Source organism: Streptomyces longispororuber (genome assembly GCF_014656095.1).
Taxonomy (GTDB): Bacteria; Actinomycetota; Actinomycetes; order Streptomycetales; family Streptomycetaceae; genus Streptomyces; species Streptomyces longispororuber.
In genome coordinates, this window is the sequence record NZ_BNBT01000052.1 from 1 (window position 1) to 16,221 (window position 16,221).

At 71.0% G+C, this 16,221-nt stretch carries 16 protein-coding genes; 2 read left to right on the plus strand and 14 right to left on the minus strand.

Annotation, left to right across the window (positions count from 1 at the left end; translation table 11 throughout):
• Positions 1–21: 21 nt before the first annotated feature.
• The 6 genes from IE330_RS18110 to IE330_RS18135 all read right to left on the minus strand — a co-directional run bounded on the left by IE330_RS18110 (position 22) and on the right by IE330_RS18135 (position 6,563).
• The gene (locus tag IE330_RS18110; RefSeq protein ID WP_190137081.1) at positions 22–1,032 is read right to left on the minus strand and encodes a helix-turn-helix transcriptional regulator; all 1,011 of its coding nucleotides are present in this window, start codon (positions 1,030–1,032) and stop codon (positions 22–24) included.
• A gap of 14 nt (positions 1,033–1,046) precedes the next feature.
• Entirely contained in the window at positions 1,047–2,069 is a 1,023-nt protein-coding gene (locus IE330_RS18115) for a helix-turn-helix transcriptional regulator (protein WP_190137082.1), read from the minus strand.
• A gap of 256 nt (positions 2,070–2,325) precedes the next feature.
• Positions 2,326–2,700 (minus strand): FKBP-type peptidyl-prolyl cis-trans isomerase, encoded by a 375-nt coding sequence (locus IE330_RS18120; protein WP_190137083.1) that lies wholly within the window; start codon positions 2,698–2,700, stop codon positions 2,326–2,328.
• A 59-nt stretch (positions 2,701–2,759) separates the two neighbouring features.
• The gene (locus IE330_RS18125) at positions 2,760–3,752 is read right to left on the minus strand and encodes an FKBP-type peptidyl-prolyl cis-trans isomerase (protein WP_190137084.1); all 993 of its coding nucleotides are present in this window, start codon (positions 3,750–3,752) and stop codon (positions 2,760–2,762) included.
• A gap of 174 nt (positions 3,753–3,926) precedes the next feature.
• On the minus strand, positions 3,927–5,288 hold the full coding sequence (gene pafA, locus IE330_RS18130) for a Pup--protein ligase (protein ID WP_190137085.1): 1,362 nt from the start codon (positions 5,286–5,288) through the stop codon (positions 3,927–3,929).
• A gap of 9 nt (positions 5,289–5,297) precedes the next feature.
• Complete coding sequence (locus tag IE330_RS18135) at positions 5,298–6,563, minus strand: MFS transporter (RefSeq protein ID WP_190137086.1); 1,266 nt, start codon at positions 6,561–6,563, stop codon at positions 5,298–5,300.
• Positions 6,564–6,717: 154 nt separating this feature from the next.
• Between IE330_RS18135 and IE330_RS18140 the strand changes: the two genes are divergently transcribed.
• A complete protein-coding gene (locus tag IE330_RS18140; RefSeq protein WP_190137087.1) occupies positions 6,718–7,785 on the plus strand; it encodes a LacI family DNA-binding transcriptional regulator in 1,068 nt (355 codons plus the stop codon).
• Between the two features lie 75 nt (positions 7,786–7,860).
• Here the strand turns inward: IE330_RS18140 and prcA are convergent, their stop codons facing one another.
• The 6 genes from prcA to arc all read right to left on the minus strand — a co-directional run bounded on the left by prcA (position 7,861) and on the right by arc (position 13,756).
• Positions 7,861–8,637 (minus strand): proteasome subunit alpha, encoded by a 777-nt coding sequence (gene prcA, locus IE330_RS18145; protein ID WP_190137088.1) that lies wholly within the window; start codon positions 8,635–8,637, stop codon positions 7,861–7,863.
• 51 nt (positions 8,638–8,688) lie between these two features.
• Positions 8,689–9,534, minus strand: coding sequence for a proteasome subunit beta (gene prcB, locus IE330_RS18150; protein ID WP_190137089.1), 846 nt, complete (start codon positions 9,532–9,534; stop codon positions 8,689–8,691).
• Positions 9,486–9,770 (minus strand): endonuclease domain-containing protein, encoded by a 285-nt coding sequence (locus IE330_RS39005; protein WP_308439021.1) that lies wholly within the window; start codon positions 9,768–9,770, stop codon positions 9,486–9,488. Before IE330_RS39005 ends, prcB begins: the two co-directional genes overlap by 49 nt.
• A 97-nt stretch (positions 9,771–9,867) precedes the next feature.
• On the minus strand, positions 9,868–10,086 hold the full coding sequence (locus IE330_RS18160) for a ubiquitin-like protein Pup (RefSeq protein WP_190137091.1): 219 nt from the start codon (positions 10,084–10,086) through the stop codon (positions 9,868–9,870).
• Between the two features lie 130 nt (positions 10,087–10,216).
• On the minus strand, positions 10,217–11,728 hold the full coding sequence (gene dop, locus IE330_RS18165; RefSeq protein WP_373314678.1) for a depupylase/deamidase Dop: 1,512 nt from the start codon (positions 11,726–11,728) through the stop codon (positions 10,217–10,219).
• Positions 11,729–11,989: 261 nt separating this feature from the next.
• Complete coding sequence (gene arc / locus IE330_RS18170) at positions 11,990–13,756, minus strand: proteasome ATPase (RefSeq protein WP_190137093.1); 1,767 nt, start codon at positions 13,754–13,756, stop codon at positions 11,990–11,992.
• A 254-nt stretch (positions 13,757–14,010) separates the two neighbouring features.
• Here arc and IE330_RS18175 point away from each other — a divergent pair, with 254 nt between their 5' ends.
• Positions 14,011–14,325 (plus strand): ferredoxin, encoded by a 315-nt coding sequence (locus tag IE330_RS18175; RefSeq protein WP_190137094.1) that lies wholly within the window; start codon positions 14,011–14,013, stop codon positions 14,323–14,325.
• Positions 14,326–14,476: 151 nt separating this feature from the next.
• Here the strand turns inward: IE330_RS18175 and IE330_RS18180 are convergent, their stop codons facing one another.
• Both IE330_RS18180 and IE330_RS18185 read right to left on the minus strand, forming a co-directional pair.
• Positions 14,477–15,073: a hypothetical protein gene (locus IE330_RS18180; RefSeq protein WP_190137119.1), complete on the minus strand. Its 597-nt coding sequence runs from the start codon at positions 15,071–15,073 to the stop codon at positions 14,477–14,479.
• A 219-nt stretch (positions 15,074–15,292) separates the two neighbouring features.
• Positions 15,293–16,195: a tRNA (adenine-N1)-methyltransferase gene (locus tag IE330_RS18185; RefSeq protein ID WP_190137095.1), complete on the minus strand. Its 903-nt coding sequence runs from the start codon at positions 16,193–16,195 to the stop codon at positions 15,293–15,295.
• Between the last annotated feature and the right edge of the window lie 26 nt (positions 16,196–16,221).

Here is a 16,221-nt window from a genome sequence, read left to right on the forward strand (position 1 = left end):
GCACCGCCGCGTCCCGCGCCCTCACCCCCCGCGCCCACCCCGCGCGCCGGGTCCTGGCGCGTCGGCGGGCAGCTCGTCGTACGCCGCGAGGGCCTCCCGGGCCGCCTGGCGGGCGCTGTCCGCCAGGTCCTGCGGGGAGACGATGCGGCCGTCGCCGCCGAGGCGCAGGGCCAGGCGGCGCAAGGACGCCGGGTCCGGCGTGCGCAGCGTGATGCGCAGACCGCCGTCGGGCAGTTCCTCCGCGCTGTCGTGCGGGTAGTACTCGGCGACCCAGCGACCGCCGGGCCCGACCTCCACGACCACCTCGGGGTCCTCGGCGGCGGGCTGCACCAGCCCCTCGGACAGGTCCCGCAGCTCGATCTCGGGCGGCGCGGACGGCTCGTCCAGGACCTTGATCTCGGCGACCCGGTCGAGCCGGAAGGTGCGCCGCGCCTCGGAGCGGCGGCACCACGCCTCGACGTAGGTGTGGCCCACGCTCACCAGCCGGATCGGGTCGATCTCCCGCTCGGACAGCTCGTCGCGCGCGGGCGAGTAGTAGCGGATCCACAGCCGCCGCCGCTCCGAGATGGCCCGGTCGACGTCGGCGAAGACCCCGCCCTCGGACTCGAAGGTCACCGAGAGCCGCGAGCTGGCCCCGGCCGCCTCACCGGCCGCCGCCTCCAGCTTCGCGGTGGCGCGCAGGAGCGCGAGCCGGTCGCTCTCCCGCAGGCCCGGCAGCGTGGCCACCGCGCGCGCCGCCACCAGCAGCGCCGTGGCCTCGTCGGCGGCGAGCCGCAGCGGCTCCGCCGCGTCCGCGCCGAGCGCGTCGGGGTTGTGCCACCAGATGCGGTCGCCGTCCGTGTCGATGTCCAGCAGGTCGCCGCCGCGGAAGCTGGTCCCGCACAGCGGCAGCACGTCGAGGTCGGAGATCAGCTCGTCCTCGGTGATGCCGAAGGCCCGCGCGACGTCCGCGACGCGCGCCCCCGGGCGCTCGCGCAGATACGTCACCAGGGACAGCATCCGCCGGGTCTGGTCGATGGCGTTCGTGGCCATGGTCGTCCTCCCCCTCAGCCCTTGGCCACGGCGCGCAGCCGGTCCACGACGTCGGCCCGCAGCTCCGCGGGCTCCAGCACCACCACGTCCGGCCCGAACTCCACCAGCCAGGCGTCGAGCCCGTGCCCGTACGGGATCTCCAGCTCGTCCCAGCCGCCGTCCAGCTCCCGGGTGCCGACGGCCCGGGCGCGCAGCGGGTAGCCCGCGCCCTTGCGCAGCCGGATCAGCGCGGTGCGGTCCGCCCGCTCCCCCGCCCAGCTCGCCACGGTCTCGCGGACGGTGACGACGTCCGGCACCTCGGCCTTGAACGTGCCGGCCCGCGAGCGGACCCTGCCGGTGATGCGGGAGAGCCGGAAGACGCGCTCGGCCTCGCGGTCGCGGTCCCAGCCCGCCAGGTACCAGTGGCCGCGCCAGCACTCCAGCGCCCACGGCTCGACGTGGCGCTGCTCGGGCCGGGCCGCGGTGGCCTTGCGGTAGTCGAACACCACGGGCCTGCGGTCACGGCAGGCCAGCATCAGCGGCTCGAACGCGGCCTCGTGCACGGGGATGCGCGGCTCCAGCGCGCCGTGCGAGCCGTACGGGTCGACGTCTTCAGGCAGGCCCGCCGCCCGCAGCTTGTGCAGGGCGCCGCTCGCGGCGGCGGCGAGCCGGGCCTGCTGCCACACCTTCGCGGCGAGGCCGAGCGCGGCGGCCTCCTCCGCGTCGAGCGTGATGGGCGGCAGCCGGTTGCTGTCCCGGCGCGCGAGATAGCCCGTCTCGCCGTCCAGGTTCTCCACCGTCTCGATGACGAGGCCCAGCTCGCGCAGATCGTCCTTGTCCCGCTCGAACATGCGGTTGAAGGACTCCTCGGACGCCGATGCCGGCGCCGGGCCCCCGGAGGAGCCCTGCCCCGGCCCGAAGGCCGCACCCCTGCCCGGCCCAAAGGCCTCGACGTAAGCCTCGATCGATTCCCGCAGCTCACGCTTGCTCAGCGGACGTCTGGTCCCGAGCAGACACAGCGCCAGACTCATCAGCCGCTCGGCCTTGGCAATGGCCATCGACGCCCTTTCTCGGCCCAGCTCGCCCGTGTGTGGTCACCGGCGCCCGCTCACCAGTACTTCCGACCGATGACCGTACCGCTACGGCGTGTCGTGGCAAAAGCCGAGGGCACGGCGCGCGGTCACCGGGGCTCCGCCAGGCGGCGGAGGAAGACGAGAGGGCCCGTGCCACACCAGGCACGGGCCCTCTGCTCGCCCGTCCGGCCGGACACTCACCGGAGTGCCGGCGGCCGGGCGCTCGGCAGCACGCCGAACGTCAGACGCTCACCAGGTCACAGACGAAGATCAGCGTCTCGCCCGGAGCGATCCGGCCGCCGCCCGCGCCGCGGTCGCCGTACGCCAGGTGCGCCGGGATGGTCAGCTTGCGACGGCCGCCGACCTTCATGCCCTGCACGCCCTGGTCCCAGCCGGCGATGACCTGACCGGCGCCGAGCTGGAACTCCAGCGGCTTGCCGCGGTTCCAGGAGGCGTCGAACTCCTCGCCGGAGGAGAACGACACGCCCACGTAGTGCACCTGGACGGTGTCGCCGGCCTTGGCCTGGGGGCCGTCGCCCTCCCAGATGTCGTCGATCTGCAGCTCCGTGGGGGCCGGGCCCTCGGGGAAGTCGATCTCGGGCTTGTCGATGTTCACGTCACTAGCTCCTGCTCATGTGCGATAGGGCAACCGGGACAGTCTGCCATCCGCGCGCGTCACATCTTCGCGAGGATGTCCACGGAGAAGACCAGCGTGGAGTCCTTCTTGATGGGGCTGTTCTGCGGCGGCTTGTCCGCGTACCCGTCCTTCGGCGGGACGACGACCAGGACGCGGCTGCCGACCTTCTTGCCGACCAGGCCCTGCCGCCAGCCCGGAATGACCTGGGCGAGCTGGAACTGCGCGAGCTGACCGCTCTTGTACGAGGAGTCGAACTCCTTGCCGTCGGCCCAGAGCACGCCCTTGTACTGGCACAGGAGCGTGTCGCTCTCCTTGACCTCCTCGCCGTCGCCCTCGATGACGTAGTTCGCGACGACCTTCTTGGGGGCGCCGGACTTCGGCACGTCGAGGGACGGGGCCTTGCCGTCCGTGTTCGTGCCGACCTTCGGCAGGTCCTTGTCGTCCTGGGCGGCGTTCTTGCCCTTGGCGGAGCTGTTCTTGCCGTACGTGCCCACGATGTCGACGACGAACACCAGGGTGTCCGTGCCCTTGATGCCCCCCTGCTTGTTGCCCTCCTTGCCGTAGCCCAGCTCCGGCGGGATGGCGAGCTCGACGCGGCTGTCGACCTTCTTGCCGACCAGGCCCTGGTCCCAGCCCGGGATGACCCGGCCGACACCGATCGGGAAGATGGTGGGCACCTTGCGGTCGTAGGAGTTGTCGAAGACCTTCGCGGTGTCCCAGATCTGCCCGAGGTAGTGGGCCTGGAGGTAGTCACCCTTGGCCACCTCGGCGCCCTTGCCCGCGATGAGCGTCTTCACCGCGAGGTCGGACGAGGGCTTGCCGGAGCCCTTGGCGACGGTCGGCTTCTCGCCGAACTTCGTGCCCTTGGTGATCTCGGGCAGGGGGCCGTCGACGATCTTGCCCTTCGGGGGCGTGGAGTTCGTCGGGGTGCTGCTGTCCTTGGACTTGGCCTTGTCGGACTTGTCGTCACCACATCCGGCCAGGGTCAGCAGGCCGGCCGGAACGGCCAGGAGGAGTGAGCGTCGGCGCACGGTGGGGGCCTCGTATCGATCGATCTTGTCAGTTGGCGTGCGCGCAACTCTACGCAGTGAGAAGGGCGCCGTACGAGGAACGTACGGCGCCCCGCGTTGCGTTCCCGCCACGCACTGACGTCCCACCCGTCCCGCGACACCGGTCGAAAGCGGCCGGCGGGCGGTCCGATCCGCTCACATTCCGGCGATGAGCTTCTCCACCCGGTCGTCCACGGAACGGAACGGGTCCTTGCACAACACCGTGCGCTGCGCCTGGTCGTTGAGCTTCAGGTGCACCCAGTCCACCGTGAAGTCCCGGCGCTGCTCCTGGGCCCGGCGGATGAAGTCCCCGCGCAGCCGCGCCCGCGTGGTCTGCGGCGGCACCGACTTGCCCTCGAAGATCTTCAGATCGTTGCAGATCCGGGCCGCCTGGCCCTTCTTCTCCAGGAGGTAGTACAGGCCCCGGCGGCGGTGGATGTCGTGGTACGCGAGGTCTATCTGGGCGACCCTCGGGTGCGACATCGTCATGTTGTGCTTCGCGCGGTACCGCTCGATGAGCTTGTACTTCATGACCCAGTCGATCTCGGTGGCGATGCGGTCCAGGTCCTCGCTCTCGATCGCCTCCAGCGCCCGGCCCCACAGCTCCAGGACGCGCTCGACCGTGCCCGTGCGGATGCCCCGGCGGTCGACGAAGTCCACCGCCTTCTCGTAGTACTCCCGCTGGACCTCAAGGGCCGAGGCCTCCCGGCCGCTGGCCAGGCGGACCTTGCGGCGGCCCGTCGTGTCGTGGCTGACCTCGCGGATCGCCCGGATCGGGTTCTCCAGCGTCAGGTCGCGCATCACCGTGCCCGCCTCGATCATGCGCAGCACCAGATCGGTCGCGCCGACCTTCAGGAGCATCGTCGTCTCGGACATGTTCGAGTCGCCGACGATCACGTGCAGCCTGCGGTACCGCTCGGCGTCCGCGTGCGGCTCGTCACGCGTATTGATGATCGGCCGCGAGCGTGTCGTCGCCGACGACACACCCTCCCAGATGTGCTCCGCCCGCTGGCTCACGCAGTACACGGCGCCGCGCGGCGTCTGGAGCACCTTGCCCGCGCCGCACAGCAGTTGCCGCGTGACGAGGAACGGAATCAGGATGTCCGCGAGCCGCGAGAACTCCCCGTGGCGCGCCACGAGATAGTTCTCATGACAACCATAGGAGTTTCCCGCCGAGTCGGTGTTGTTCTTGAACAGATAGACGTCGCCCGCGATTCCCTCCTCGTGCAGGCGGCGCTCGGCGTCGACGAGCAGGCCTTCCAGAATGCGCTCGCCCGACTTGTCGTGGGTGACCAGCTCGGTCACGTTGTCGCACTCGGGTGTGGCGTATTCCGGGTGCGAACCCACGTCGAGATACAGACGGGCGCCGTTCCGCAGAAAGACGTTGCTGCTGCGGCCCCATGACACAACACGGCGGAAGAGGTAGCGCGCCACTTCGTCAGGCGACAGACGGCGCTGTCCCCTGAACGTGCACGTGACACCGTACTCGTTCTCCAGCCCGAAAATGCGGCGGTCCATGCCTGAACATTACGCCCGATGACCCGTACTGAAACCGGGTTCGACAGTACCGTTTCGATCATTTTCCCATGAGCCCTCGACGGCCCCGTCACGCGCCGTACCACGCGTCACCAGGATCCGCCGGGTCATCAGGAGCACCAGCAGCGCCGCCGCGCCGGCCACCCCGGGGGCCGCGAAGCCCCACCGCGCGCCTCCCCACTCAACCACCGGCCCGGCCCCCGCCGTTCCCAGCGAGGCGCCCACCGTGAAGGTGGTGACCAGCCAGGAGAACGCCTCCGTCACCGTGCCCGCGGGCGCGTGCCGGTCCACCACGACGAACGCGCACGCCAGCGACGGCGCGAGGAAGAGGCCCGACAGCGCCGACAGCGCCGTCATGCCCACCGCCCCGGGCATCAGCAGCAGCGGCAGGTAGCAGACCGCGAGCAGCGCCACCAGCACCACCAGGCGCTTCTCCGGCACGCCGGCCCACTGCCGCGCCCCGTACAGCACGCCGCCGACGAGCCCGCCGAGCCCGATGCCCGCGATGATCCACCCGTACACCACGTCACCGCCGTGCCCGTCGGCGTACGACGCCCCGGCCACGTTGATGGCGCCGAGGGCCGTGCCGACGAACAGGTACGCGCCGAGCAGCGCCAGCAGCCCCGGGGACCGCAGCGCGCCGAGCCAGTGCGCCTCACGCGCCTGCGAACGCCACCGCCGGGACGGCTCCGAGACCACGACCGACAGCGCGCCGAGCACCCCCACCGCGTTCACGACGAGCAGCGCCGCCTGCTCCGACCAGAGCGCCACGCACCCGGTGACGAGCAGCGGCCCGACGGTGAACATGACCTCCTGCGCCACGGCGTCCATGGCGTACGCGGTGTGCACCTGCCCGTCCTCGCGCAGCACACCGGGCCACAGCGCGCGCAGCCCGCCCTCCAGGGGCGGCGTCGCCAGCCCCGCCACGGCCACCGCCGCGTACGCCGCGCCCAGCGGATCCGGCCCGGCGCAGGCCAGCACCGCCATGGCGAGCGCGGACACCACCGCGCCGGGCAACTGCACCCGCGGCTGGCCGTACAGGTCCACCAGGCGGCCGAGCAGCGGCTGCCCGACGGCGTTGGCCACGCCGTACACGGCCGCCAGGGCGCCCGCCAGGCTGTACGAGCCGCCCTCGGCGCGGACGAACAGGACCAGGGCGATCGGGGCCGTGGCGTTCGGCAGCCGCCCCACCAGCGTGCCCACCAGGAGCCGCGCCGCGTGCCGCGTGCGCAGGATCTCGCCGTAACCGGAAGCCATCGGTGCGCTCTCCTCGCCCGCCCGTGCGCCGCAGCGCCTCAAGTGTTACGTATAACGTCGCGGGTCATACGTACCATGAGCGCTGTCCGCAGTCCACCGCGCACCCCGCCGCCACCCGGGCGGCGGCCATTCCGAGACCCACCAGGAGACGTCCGTGGCCAGGCCTCAGCACGACACCACGGCCCCTCGCCCCACCAGTCGCGACGTCGCCCGCGCCGCCGGCGTCTCCCAGGCCACCGTCTCCCTCGTGCTCGGCGGCAAGTGGCACGGCCGCGTCGCCGAGCGCACCGCCGAGCGCGTCCGCGCCACCGCCCGCGACCTCGGCTACCGCCCCAACCTCGCCGCCCGCAACCTCCGTCTGGGGCGCACCCGCACCGCCCTGCTCGTCGTGCCCGCCCTCACCAACGAGTTCTTCGCCCGGCTGCACACCGGCGCGGCCCGCGTCGCCGCCCGGCACGGCTTCGGCGTCGTCCTCTACCCCTCCCCCGAGGGCGTCGCCCCCAGCGGCGGCACCGGCGGCGCCCCGGCTCCCCGCGTCAGCGACCCCTTCGACTCCGCCCGCGCCGCCCTCGACGGCGTCCTCGCCTCCTCCATGGCCTCCGACGCCCTCGCCACCCTCCGCGACGACGCGCTGCCCCTCGTCATGCTCGACAGCGACCCCGCCCGCAGCCTCGGCGCCGCCACCGTCAACCTCGACATCGCCGACGGCATGCGCCAGGTCACCGAGCACCTCCTCGCCCTCGGCCACCGCGACCTGCTGCACCTGACCGCCGACATCGACTCCTGGACCTTCGACGTACGCCGCGACGCCCTCGCCGCCGCCCTGCGCGGCACCGGGGCCGCCCACCGCACCGTCAAGGCCGCCCTCACCGTCGACGACGCCCGCACCGCCACCGAAGCCGCCCTCGCTGCCCCCGGCTCCCGGCCCACCGCCGTCATCTGCGACGACGACATCCTGGCCGCCGGGGTCTGCAAGGCCGCGCGCCGGCTCGGCCTGCGCGTGCCCGAGGACCTCAGCGTCACGGGCTTCGACGACCTCACCCTCGCCACCGCCGTCGAGCCCGAACTGACCACCGTGCGCCTGCCCGCCGAGGACTTCGGCGAGCAGGGCATGACCACCCTCCTCGACGTCCTCGCCGGCCGCACCCCCGAGCCCGCACCGCTTCCCGTACGCCTCGTCGTACGCGGCTCCACGGCACGGAGCCCCGCGCCCCGACGCTGACGCGCCGGAACACGGGGCTCCGCGACTTCCCGACCCCTGGGGGCCGGCACACCTTCCCGGTGGCTCGCCCGGGCGCTACTCCCCGGACGACCCCTCGGCGGACTCCCCGTCCGCCCCGGCCTCCGACTCGGCATCCGAGGACGCCGCCGCGCCGTCCTCGCCGAGCAGCCGCTCCAACTGGCGGCCCACGATGCGCTTGAACTTCCGCTGCTGCGGCCGCGTACGGTCGAGCACCGCCACCTCGAGGCGCTCCGCCGGGATCTCGCGCTCACTGCCGTTGGTGTCCCGCGACAGCGACTGCACCGCCAGCTTCAGCGCCTCCGCCAGCGTCATCCCGTCCCGGTGCCGCTGGTCGAGGAAGGAGCTGATCTGCTCGGCGTTGCCGCCGACCGCGACCGAGCCGTGCTCGTCCACGATCGAGCCGTCGTGCGGCAGCCGGTAGATCTGGTCGCCGTCGGGGGTCGTACCGACCTCCGCCACCACCAGCTCCACCTCGTACGGCTTCTCCGCGTTGCTGGAGAAAATCGTGCCCAGCGTCTGCGCGTACACATTCGCCAGACCACGGGCCGTCACATCGTCGCGGTCATAGGTGTACCCCCGCAGATCCGCGTAACGGACACCGCCGATGCGGAGGTTCTCGTACTCGTTGTACTTACCGGCCGCGGCGAAACCGATCCGGTCGTAGATCTCGCTGAACTTGTGCAGCGCACGGGACGGGTTCTCACCGACGAACACAATGCCGTCGGCGTACTGCAGCACGACCAGACTGCGACCGCGCGCGATGCCCTTGCGGGCATACTCCGCCCGGTCGGCCATGGCCTGCTGGGGTGAGACATAGAACGGCGTCGACACCGGCTATCCGTCCCTTTCTGTCAAAACGTCACAACAACAACGGAGTCGTACTCAGAGCAGCGCGGCCCGCGGGCCGTCCGGCTGCTCCAGGCGTCGCGCCAGAATCGAGCGCGCGATCTCGGAAGTCTCCTCCTCCGACAGCCGCCGGAAACCCTCCTCGGAGATCACTGTCACGATCGGATAGATCCGGCGCGCCACGTCCGGACCACCCGTCGCCGAGTCGTCGTCCGCGGCGTCGTACAACGCCTGCACGACCAGCGTCGTCGCCTGCTCCTCCGTCAGGTCGTCGCGGTACAGCTTCTTCATGGCGCCGCGCGCGAACACCGAGCCGGAGCCGGTGGCCGCGAAGCCCTGCTCCTCGCTGCGGCCGCCCGTCACGTCGTACGAGAAGATCCGGCCCTTGGCCCGGTCCACGTCGTACCCGGCGAAGAGCGGCACCACGGCGAGGCCCTGCATCGCCATGCCCAGATTGCTCCGGATCATGGTCGACAGGCGGTTCGCCTTGCCCTCCAGGGAGAGCTGGGCGCCCTCGACCTTCTCGAAGTGCTCCAGCTCCAACTGGAAGAGCTTGACCATCTCCACGGCCAGGCCCGCCGTGCCGGCGATGCCCACCGCGGAGTACTCGTCCGCGGGGAAGACCTTCTCGATGTCGCGCTGCGCGATGACGTTGCCCATCGTCGCGCGGCGGTCACCGGCGAGCACCACGCCGCCGGGGAACGTCGTCGCCACGATCGTCGTGCCGTGCGGGGCCTCCAGCACGCCCTTCGTCGGCGGCAACTGGCGGTTGCCGGGCAGCAGTTCCGGCTGGTGCGCCGAGAGGAAGTCCACGAAGGACGAGGACCCAGGCGTCAGGAAGGCAGCCGGCAGACGCCCGGTGCTACGAGTGTTGGCTTCCACGGGTTTCCTTCCACGTAGTTCATGGCCCGACGCAGGGTGGCTGGTTCGTCCCCCGACGTGCCGACGGCCGTATTGCGGGTGCGGCTCAGTACGCCGCGGACTTTACCCGTCCCGTGCCCGCGGTCCACGGGCACGGTCGGGACGCCCGCGGGCGCCTCCGGCCGGCGCGGGAGCACGGTCGCGCCGGCCGGACCGCGGGGTGCCGGGAGCTGGGCCCCGGAGGGTGCGGGCCACACTCCGGGGGCCGGACCGCGCCTGCCGCGCGGAGGCTCGTCGCCGAACCGTCCCGCCCCCTGGCCCGCACCCCACCTTCGAATCGAAGGAGAAGGGGGCTTACTGCCCGCCTTTCTGCACGAAGGAGCGCACGAAGTCCTCCGCGTTCTCCTCAAGGACGTCGTCGATCTCGTCCAGAACCGAGTCGACGTCGTCGCTCAGCTTCTCCTGGCGCTCCTTGAGGTCCTCCGAAGCCTGCGCGTCCTGCGCCTGCTCGTCGACCTCCTCGGTGGAGCGCGTCGCCTTCTGCTGTCCGCCGCCGGTGTCCTTGGTCGCCATCTACCTCACCCCGCTCGGTTAGACGTTCTTGATCAGACCCTACAATCCGGGTCCGACATCGGCCCCGCACTTCCGTAACGTGCGGGGACCACCTCTGTGATTCCCCGGCCTCGGTGCTTTCAGCCGCGTTTCAGCCCCCGGAGAGCACCCGGACCAGATCCTCCGCCGTGCGGCACCGGTCCAGGAGCTCCTTGACGTGATTACGCGTTCCGCGAAGCGGCTCCAGGGTCGGGACCCGCTGGAGGGAGTCCCGGCCCGGCAGGTCGAAGATCACGGAGTCCCAGGAGGCAGCGGCCACGTCGTCGGCGTACTGCTCCAGGCAGCGGCCGCGGAAGTAGGCGCGGGTGTCCTCAGGGGGCTTGGCGCGGGCCCGCTCGACGTCGGCCTCGTCCAGGAGCCGCTTCATCTTGCCGCGCGCCACCAGGCGGTTGTAGAGGCCCTTCTCGGGGCGCACGTCGGCGTACTGGAGGTCGACGAGGTGCAGCCGGGCTGCGTCCCAGTCGACGCCGTCGCGGCGGCGGTAGCCCTCCATCAGTTCCCGCTTGGCGACCCAGTCGAGCTCTCCGGAGAGGCTCATGGGGTCGTGCTCCAGGCGGTTGAGGACGTCTTCCCAGCGGGTGAGGACGTCCTTGGTCTGCTCGTCGGCGTCGGCGCCGTAGCGCTCCTCCACGTACTTGCGGGCCAGCTCGAAGTACTCCATCTGGAGTTGTACGGCCGTCAGCGTCCGGCCGCTACGGAGTGTGATCAGGTGGCGCAGGCTCGGGTCGTGGGAGACCTGGTGGAGCGTGCGGACGGGCTGGTCGACGGCGAGGTCCACGGCGATGAAGCCGTCCTCGATCATGGCGAGGACGAGCGAGGTGGTGCCCAGCTTCAGATAGGTGGAGATCTCGGAGAGGTTCGCGTCGCCGATGATCACGTGCAGGCGGCGGTACTTCTCGGCGTCGGCGTGCGGCTCGTCGCGGGTGTTGATGATGGGCCGTTTGAGGGTGGTCTCCAGGCCGACCTCGACCTCGAAGTAGTCGGCGCGCTGGCTGAGCTGGAAGCCGTGCTCGTGGCCGTCCTGGCCGATGCCGACGCGGCCTGCGCCGGTGACGACCTGGCGCGAGACGAAGAACGGCGTCAGGTGGCGCACGATGTCCGAGAAGGCGGTCTCCCGCTTCATCAGGTAGTTCTCGTGCGTGCCGTAGGAGGCGCCCTTGTTGTCGGTGTTGTTCTTGTAGAGGTGGATCGGCTGGGCGCCGGGGAGCTGGGCGGCTCGCTCGGCGGCCTCGGCCATGATCCGCTCCCCGGCCTTGTCCCAGAGGACGGCGTCGCGCGGGTTGGTGACCTCGGGCGCGCTGTACTCGGGGTGCGCGTGGTCGACGTAGAGGCGTGCCCCGTTGGTGAGGATGACGTTGGCGAGGCCGATGTCCTCGTCGGTGAGCTGGCTGGCGTCGGCGGCTTCGCGGGCGAGGTCGAAGCCCCGTGCGTCCCGCAGCGGGTTCTCCTCCTCGAAGTCCCAGCGGGCGCGTCGCGCCCGGTGCATCGCCGCGGCGTAGGCGTTGACGATCTGGGACGAGGTGAGCATGGCATTGGCGTTGGGGTGGCCGGGGACGGAGATTCCGTACTCCGTCTCGATGCCCATTACTCGCCGTACGGTCATGCGGCCCTCCTTGCCCGGCGGCGCCCTCGGTCGGGGGCGCAGCTCAAGTACCGCTGGTGCTCCGGTGCGTGTGCGGTGCCCGTCCCCGCACTGCGCGACTCGGCGGTACGGAAGAGCCTAGAACGCCTCTGCGCTGGTGGGGAGATCATTTTCTGCTTTGCTCTCGCTGGGTCGATGACACGGCCACGAGGCCTTGAGCGAGTGACGGAAAACAGTCGGCTGCGGGTACCCGAGGTGGGCACCCGCAGCCGCCCTGTTCCCCTACAGGTACTGACCGGTGTTGGCCACCGTGTCGATGGAGCGTCCGGTGTCGGCGCCCTGCTTTCCGGTGACGAGGGTGCGGATGTATACGATCCGTTCACCCTTCTTGCCGGAGATGCGGGCCCAGTCGTCCGGGTTGGTGGTGTTGGGCAGGTCCTCGTTCTCCTTGAACTCGTCCACGCAGGCCTGGAGGAGGTGCGCGACCCTGAGGCCCTTCTGGTTCTGTTCGAGGAAGGCCTTGATGGCCATCTTCTTGGCGCGGCCGACGATGTTCTCGATCATGGCGCCGGAATTGAAGTCCTTGAAGTAGAGGACTTCCTTGTCGCCGTTGGCGTACGTGACTTCGAGGAAGCGGTTCTCCTCGGATTCGGCGTACATCTGCTCGACGACGGACTGGATCATGGCCTGGACCGTGGCGGCCTTGTCGCTGCCGTGCTCGGCGAGGTCGTCGCTGTGCAGCGGGAGGCGCTCGGTGAGGTACTTGGCGAAGATGTCCTTGGCCGCCTCGGCGTCCGGGCGCTCGATCTTGATCTTCACGTCGAGCCGGCCGGGGCGCAGGATGGCGGGGTCGATCATGTCCTCGCGGTTGGAGGCGCCGATGACGATGACGTTCTCCAGGCCCTCCACACCGTCGATCTCGGCGAGGAGCTGCGGGACGATGGTGTTCTCCACGTCCGAGCTGACGCCGCTGCCGCGGGTGCGGAAGAGGGATTCCATCTCGTCGAAGAAGACGATGACGGGGGTGCCCTCGCTCGCCTTCTCGCGGGCTCGCTGGAAGACCAGGCGGATGTGGCGCTCGGTCTCGCCGACGTACTTGTTGAGGAGCTCGGGTCCCTTGATGTTGAGGAAGTAGCTCTTCCCCGCGGGCTGGCCGGTGACCTCGGCCACCTTCTTGGCAAGGGAGTTGGCGACGGCCTTGGCGATCAGCGTCTTGCCGCAGCCGGGCGGGCCGTAGAGCAGCACGCCCTTCGGGGGCCGGAGTTCGTGCTCCTTGAAGAGGTCCGGGTAGAGGTACGGGAGCTCGACGGCGTCGCGGATCATCTCGATCTGGCCGCCGAGGCCGCCGATCTTGTCGTAGCTGATGTCCGGGACCTCTTCGAGGACCAGTTCCTCGACCTCGCTCTTCGGTACGACCTCGTACACGTAGCCGGAGCGGGGCTCGAGCAGCAGGGCGTCGCCGGGGCGGATGGTCACGTCCAGGAGCGGCTCGGCGAGCCTGACCACCCGCTCCTCGTCGGTGTGCCCGAGCACGAGGGCCCGTTCGCCGTCCTCGAGGATCTCCTTGAGGGTGACGATGTCTCCGACGCGCTCGTACTCCATGGCCTCGACCACGTTGAGCGCTTCGTTGAGCATGACTTCCTGGCCGCGTCTGAGTTCGTCGAGTTCGACGCTCGGGCTGACGTTCACGCGGAGCTTGCGGCCGCCGGTGAAGATGTCGGCGGTGCCGTCCTCGTTCGCCGTGAGGAAGACTCCGAAGCCGGCCGGCGGCTGCGCGAGCCGGTCGACCTCCTCCTTGAGGGCCACGATCTGGTCGCGGGCCTCGCGGAGCGTGTTGGCGAGCCGCTCGTTCTGCGCGGACACGCCTGCCAGGTTGGTCTGCAACTCGACGATCCGCTCTTCGAGAATCCTCGTGTGCCGCGGAGAGTCGGCGAGCTTGCGTCGCAGGACGGCGATTTCCTGCTCGAGATAGGCAACCTGACCGGCTGGGTCCTCAGACCCTCGCCCCGGCCGGATGCCGCGGTTGATGTCGTCGTCGTGGGCTGCCACGGTCCTCACCTCCTCCAAGGGGAGCTGGACGCTTCCTGACCCTACCTGGGTGGGTGCTGATTGAAACCCCTAGATCACAAAGACGGTGGGGGTGTGTCCGATCTTCACCCTTGCGCTCTCCCTCACGCCAGGGGAATACCCACCGAACAACATCCGAAAGCCGCCGGTTGTAGGGTCGAACTGTTCAACACCCGTCAGAGCTGGCCGGACTTGCTGCAAAGTCGGCTGGGTCTGGCGCAGTTTCGGCAGGAGAGATGACCGTGGGGCACGACGCTCGGACCGTCGGTGAAGGGCAGGACCCGCTCGAGGTCTGGATCGATCAGGATCTCTGTACCGGGGACGGGATCTGCGCGCAGTACGCGCCGGAGGTCTTCGAGCTGGACATTGACGGTCTGGCCTATGTGAAGAGCGGTGACGACGAGCTGTTGCAGGCTCCCGGGGCGACGACGCCGGTGCCGCTCCCGCTGCTGCGGGACGTGGTGGATTCGGCGAAGGAGTGTCCGGGCGACTGTATTCATGTACGTCGAGTTTCGGACAAGGTCGAGGTCTACGGACCGGACGCAGAGTGACTGAATAGTTTCGCTGTGTGAGCGGAACGGTGTCACCAGGGGCCCGTGTCCCGCCGGGTACGGCGGTTGCGGGCCCCTGTGCCGTGGGCGCGGGTGCCCTCGGGGGGCGCGCGGTGCGGCGGGCGGGGCTCCGGGAGGCGGGGGCGGGCCGTCACACGCTGCGGGCCGCGCCGCTTGTCGAGCGGGTGAACGCGCCGTTCTTCCACTGCCACTTGACCTCGTCGCGCCGGTCGGGGCAGCAGCGGGGCACGTCGAGCGAGGAGTAGCCGAGGAGCGTCGCGGTGACGGCGGTGCCGCGGACGCGGAGGTCCTGCGCGGTGCGCTGGTCCTTGGGGTCGACGAGGGTGGCGACGAGGCGTGCGGCGCCCCGGCGGGGCCGGGTGAGGACGTAGACGCCGTCGGGCGGGGTGCCGGACCCGGCCCGGCAGTGCACGGCGGCCACCGTCTCGGGGCGGCCGTCGCCGTCGAGGTCGCCGGTGGCCCGCTGGGCGACGACCGGTTCGGCCGTGCCGCAGTCCAGGGGGTAGTCGACGGCCGCCGGGTCGGGGGCGGGTGCGGGGGCGGCGGCCTTGGCCTCCGTCCCGCCGCCGGGCCCCACGGCGGTGGCGGTGGCCCGATCGGGTTCCAGGAAGGCGGAGCCCGCGACGACGGCGGCCAGGGCGGCCGCGGTCGCGAGCCAGTGCAGGGGGCGGGTGGCCCACGGCCGGTGCGCCGTGCGGGCCGGTTCCGGGACGGCGGGGTGCTGCACGAGGAGGGTCTCCTGTGAGGGCTGTGCCGGTGGAGGTGGGATGGCCAGCATCGTGTCACACCTCACAGGGCCGCGGAACACCGGGGGGCGCGCGGGTGGCACGCGTGCAACGGAACGGCGCCGCCGTCGAGTTCCGCCCCGGCCGGTGGAACTCGACGGCGGCGCCGGTGCGTTGGACGGACGTGCTCGGGCCGGCGTGGGGGCCGGGCCCGGGCGGTGTCAGCGGGGGGTGCCGCCGTCGGCGTTCGGGCCGGTGTAGTCCTCGCCGTAGGCGCCCTTGGCGGGGCGGCGGCGGCGCATGGGCGGCTCGACGCCGTCCGCGAGGCGGCGGGCGGTGAGCAGGAAGCCGGTGTGCCCGATCATGCGGTGGTCGGGGCGGACGGCCAGGCCCTCGATGTGCCAGTTGCGGATCATCGATTCCCAGGCGGTCGGCTCGTTGAAGCCGCCGAGCTCGCGGATGGACTCCACGGTGCGGGCGAGCTGCGTGGTCGTGGCGACGTACGCGCACAGGATGCCACCGGGCACGAGGGCCTTGGAGACGGCCTCCAGGCACTCCCAGGGGGCGAGCATGTCGAGGATCACGCGGTCGACCTCGGTGTCGGACAGGTTGTCCTGGAGGTCGCCGACGGTGAGCTGCCAGGCGGGGTGCGGGCCGCCGAAGTAGCGCTCGACGTTCTGCCGGGCGATGTCCGCGAAGTCCTCGCGGCGCTCGTACGAGTGCAGCATGCCCTGGTCGCCGATGGCGCGCAGCAGGAAGGCGCTGAGCGAGCCGGAGCCCACCCCGGCCTCGACGACGCGGGCGCCGGGGAAGATGTCGGCGAAGGCCAGGATCTGCCCCGCGTCCTTGGGGTAGACCACGGCGGCGCCGCGGGGCATGGACAGGACGTAGTCGGGGAGCAGGGGGCGCAGCGCGAGGTACGCGACGTTCCCCGTGGTGCGGACAACACTGCCTTCGGGCGCGCCGATCAGCTCGTCGTGCGGGAACGACCCCTTGTGGGTGTGGAAGTTCTTCCCCGCTTCGAGCGTGAACGTGTAGTGGCGTCCCTTGGGGTCGGTGAGCTGGACCTGGTCCCCGACCTTGAAGGGCCCGCGACGGCGGGCGGCACCGGTCGGTTCGGACATGTGACCAGCCTACCGGCCGTGGCGGG

Coding starts and splice junctions, on each gene's coding strand:
- IE330_RS18175 (WP_190137094.1), top strand. CDS start 14,011: ATGACCGTGGGGCACGACGCTCGGACCGTCGGTGAAGGGCAGGACCCG.
- IE330_RS18135 (WP_190137086.1), bottom strand. CDS start 6,563: ATGGCTTCCGGTTACGGCGAGATCCTGCGCACGCGGCACGCGGCGCGG.
- dop (WP_373314678.1), bottom strand. CDS start 11,728: ATGACCGTACGGCGAGTAATGGGCATCGAGACGGAGTACGGAATCTCC.
- IE330_RS18160 (WP_190137091.1), bottom strand. CDS start 10,086: ATGGCGACCAAGGACACCGGCGGCGGACAGCAGAAGGCGACGCGCTCC.
- pafA (WP_190137085.1), bottom strand. CDS start 5,288: ATGGACCGCCGCATTTTCGGGCTGGAGAACGAGTACGGTGTCACGTGC.
- IE330_RS18110 (WP_190137081.1), bottom strand. CDS start 1,032: ATGGCCACGAACGCCATCGACCAGACCCGGCGGATGCTGTCCCTGGTG.
- IE330_RS18185 (WP_190137095.1), bottom strand. CDS start 16,195: ATGTCCGAACCGACCGGTGCCGCCCGCCGTCGCGGGCCCTTCAAGGTC.
- IE330_RS18115 (WP_190137082.1), bottom strand. CDS start 2,069: ATGGCCATTGCCAAGGCCGAGCGGCTGATGAGTCTGGCGCTGTGTCTG.